This is a genomic window from Dyella sp. (assembly GCF_035508675.1).
Lineage (GTDB): Bacteria > Pseudomonadota > Gammaproteobacteria > Xanthomonadales > Rhodanobacteraceae > Dyella_B.
In genome coordinates this window covers 1-3,940 of the sequence record NZ_DATJMN010000015.1, presented here as the reverse complement: position 1 = coordinate 3,940, position 3,940 = coordinate 1, and the positions used below count along the sequence as shown (strand labels likewise).

Annotated in this window: 2 protein-coding genes; one reads left to right on the top strand and one right to left on the bottom strand. The window is 58.6% G+C overall.

Annotated elements, in window-relative coordinates; all coding sequences use genetic code 11:
- Nucleotides 1-590: 590 nt before the first annotated feature.
- On the bottom strand, nucleotides 591-2,000 hold the full coding sequence (locus VMA74_RS00900) for an apolipoprotein N-acyltransferase (protein ID WP_325363881.1): 1,410 nt from the start codon (nucleotides 1,998-2,000) through the stop codon (nucleotides 591-593).
- Nucleotides 2,001-2,223: 223 nt separating this feature from the next.
- On the opposite strand from VMA74_RS00900, the gene VMA74_RS00895 reads away from it, so the two are divergent.
- Nucleotides 2,224-3,885, top strand: coding sequence for a serine hydrolase domain-containing protein (locus VMA74_RS00895; RefSeq protein WP_325363879.1), 1,662 nt, complete (start codon nucleotides 2,224-2,226; stop codon nucleotides 3,883-3,885).
- Nucleotides 3,886-3,940 lie beyond the last annotated feature (55 nt).

Sequence of the window (3,940 nt, the reverse complement as noted above, 5' to 3'; positions counted from 1 at the left end):
CAGGACCGCTTGCACTTGCGAAACCTGCCTTGACAGGGGTGAGGCCACGGCCAGCATCGGCAGCTGATGCAACCTACTTCAGCCGACTGGGCAAGAGCGTGCAGGTGTTTGACGTTTCTTGCCGCTGTGCCAGTCAAGCTGGGATCACGCTGATTCCATTCCAAAGCGAGTCGTCATTCCGGCGAAGGCCGGAATCCATGCTTCGAATTGACGATGGATTCCGGCTTTCGCCGGAATGACGACTCGCCCTGAAATAACGCTGGCAAAAACTTCGGCTTTTTTTGTAGGCACATCACAGTGTCTGATCCGCAACCCACAAAACCGCCTATTTGCTGTTCTTCTTCTTTTCCTGCTTTGCCGCCTTCTTTTCTTTCATCGTCTTCGCCGGCTTCTTCTTCTCGTTTTTCTTCGACTCCACACCCTTCATCTTGTTCTCCTCATCGTAACTATTGAATCGCCCGCATCATAACGCGGGGCCAGGACGAGCGCATTCCGCTTATCAACAAGGGGCTAGGTTCTGCGCCCAAAACCAACCGGCACGCCTGACCAGGAACAAGTCAACCTGCCGCCATTCGCCCTGCCGGCTTGCATCACGCTGCGTCGCCCGAATGCTTGCGCAGTCGCAGTCCCTGCACCACGACAAGCATCAGCAGGCCCAGTGCAACCCATGCGAACCAGTTACCCCATCGCTGGTAGAGCGTGTTCGCATGGGCGACGGGCACCTCCGTGACGAGCGCGACGAATGGCGCCGTGTTGGTGCGGACCTCCGCCAGGATGCGTCCGCGATTATCACTGACGAAGATGCTGCCGTTCTTGGCCGCGCGTACGATGCTGAAACCGTCCTCCACACCGCGCATCAGCGCGATATGGCCATGAAAGAGCCAGTCCATGTTGAAGTCCCACGCGGGCACCAGCATGAGCCCCGCACCTGCGTTGCCGTAGCGGCGCGACAGGCCGGTGAAATCCATGTCCTTGCAGATAGCCACGCCCCACCTGCCGGAAGGGTGTGACATCACGGTGATAGCCTTACCGGGTGTGAACTTCAGTTCAAACGGCGGGAGCATATGCTCCTTGTGGTACTCCAACGGTGCCGCATGCGGGACATAGATGCGCGCCGCGTTGTACTCGGCCTTCGGCGCCACGTGGACCAGTCCCGCAACCACGGTCGCACCGGTCTGGTCGGCGGTGGCCTGCAGCACGGCATCCGACGCAGGCGACTCGCCGTCCACCACAACGCCGATCTTCTCCGGCATCACGATGGCCTTGGCACCATCCGCGGCGAGTTTGGCCGCCTCATCGGCATAGGCCTGCAGCAGACGCTGCGTGGGCGCGCCTTTGTCGGCCACGTCATCGTTTCCTTGTGCATCCGACGCTACCAAGCCCACCTTCACCAACGGCCCGTCGATCGGCGACAACAGGCGCACGGTGCCGAACGCAAGCACAGCCACGATGACCGCAACATTGCCGCCGACGATCCACCCTGCCCGCTTTGGCGCGATGCGATACAGATACACGCCCACAGCCACAGCCGCAGGGAATGACAGCAGCAGAAAACTCATGCCCCAGGGACCGGTCAGCGAGGCAAGTTGAAGAAATGGCAGAAAGCGGAGCTGCGAATACGCCAGGCTGACGGCCGTACCTGACGACGAGGTCAGGTTGACGATGTACTCAAAGGAGACCCACGTCGCCGGGAGCGCCAGCAGTGCGCTTACATACGCGCCACGACGCAGCAACGCCCGGAACACTATGACGGCGAGGGTGAATACCAAGGCCATGATACCGGAGTCCATCAATATAACCGTGGCGGGCACCGTAATGAGGCCGTGCAAGTAATGCCAGAGATTGAGCACCCCAAGGAACCACGCTGCGAACGCTACGACCGCCGTCCGCTGAGCCGAAGCACGGGTCGCCACCAGCAGCGGGGGAAGCGGGGCCAGCCACATCAGCGGCCAGAAAGGTTGCATACCGGTTCCGAACCAGATGAGCAATGCGCTGAGCACAACCGCTGCCGCGCTTTTGCCGAAACGCTTGAAGTCAGACGAGGATGCCATGGATGTACCTCTGGAGTGATCGCATGTAGAAGGCACGAAGCGAATCGGATGTTAGACCTACGCGTCCACGGAGATAAAGCAAGATCAGGCCGTGCGACATGGCGCCCATGTCGAGCTGGTATCTTTCCACGGGGCTTTAACTTTCCATTGAAAACGAAATTGGGGGCATTTTGTGCGTGTCGTTACCGCGATGTTGTTGTTGCTCACCCAAGCCATCCCTTTGGCGGCGCAAACCAGTCCGCCGCAGACCAATGAGCAAAGGGTCGACCAGCTCTTCGCCGATTACGACAAGCCTGGTTCGCCCGGTTGCGCGCTAGGGGTGATCCAGCATGGCGCCTTCATCTATCGAAAAAGCTATGGCGCGGCCAGTCTCGAACTGGGCGTGCCGCTTTCATCGCAGTCGCTGTTTTATATGGGCTCGGTCTCGAAGCAATTTACCGCCGCCAGCGTCGTGTTGGCAGCCGAACAGGGCTTGCTTTCCCTCGACGACGACATCCGCAAGTACATACCGGAGCTTCCCGATTATGGAAAGCCGGTCACGTTGCGCCAGATGCTTCATCACACGAGTGGACTGCGCGAATATGAAACGCTGGAGGTTCTGGCTGGGCAGAGCGACAGGAACCTTCGCCCGACATCCGAACTGATCGAACTTATCGCGCGCCAGAAGGCGCTAAATTTTTCGCCCGGCACGGAGTTTCAATACAGCAATACGAATTACTTCCTGCTTGCCGAAGTCATCAAGCGCGCTACCGGAAAACCGCTTTCGGTATTCGCCGCCGAGAACATATTTCGGCCGCTGGGAATGACCCATACCCTGTTCTATGACGACAACTCGATGGTGGTTCCCGGTCGTATTCCTGCCTATGCGGCCGGGCGCAATGGCGGCTTTCTGGTCGACTGGTCGACAAACTTCGATCGGGTGGGTGCCGGCGGCCTGTTGACCAGCGTCGACGACCTGCTCTTGTGGGACCGGAATTTCTACGACAACCACCTGGGCAAGGGAACGCTGATAAAGCAGATGGAAACACGCGGCATCCTTGCCGATGGCACACAGATCCCCTACATGCTTGGGCTCGAGGCAGGAACCTATCGAGGTCTTCCGATCATCGAACACTCAGGCGGTCATTTCGGTTACAGCGCCGAATTGCTGCGCTTCCCGCAGCAGCATTTCACCGTGGCTTGCCTTTGCAATGTGGACCAGGCGGACCCAGTCACCCTCGCCTACTCGGTCGCCGATATCTACCTGAAGGATCGTCTTCACGCTGCGGACGTCTCGACGTCACCTTCAGCTTCCCAGTTTCCATTCAGCGCCACCAGGTTCGCTGGCAAATACCACAGCACGCGCTATCACACGATGCGCTCGGTCACGGTCAAGGACGGGCGACTCAGCATAGGCAGCACAGCCTACGATCGCGTTGGGGCCAATGTGTTCAAAAGTCCGGGACCATGGGGTTCGAACGCAACTTTTGCAGCATCCGGCGCAGGGGAAAGCCTGACCATCGGCAGCGATGGCCAAGTGGAGTGGACAGGCGCAAGGGTGAATGTTCCCCGGATGAAACAAGCGACCCTGGCCGATTACGCCGGCACCTATACAAGCGTCGAACTCAAGGCAAGCTACACTGTCACGGTTACGGATGGCGGCTTGAATCTTCGGGCCTATGGCGATTCCACCATCACCTTGAAACCCGGTGTCCGGGATGAGTTTGTGAGCGGACGACTTCCCATGCTTGGCTATATCGCCTTGGTTTTTCAAAGGTCCGGAAATGGCCGCGTGTCCGGGCTGGCCTTATCCAGTGCTGGCGTTCGTGACCTGAAGTTCGACAAAAGCCATTGAGAATGTCGATTTCCATAACCCGCCAACAATGCAAAAATGACAAGACAGATATCGG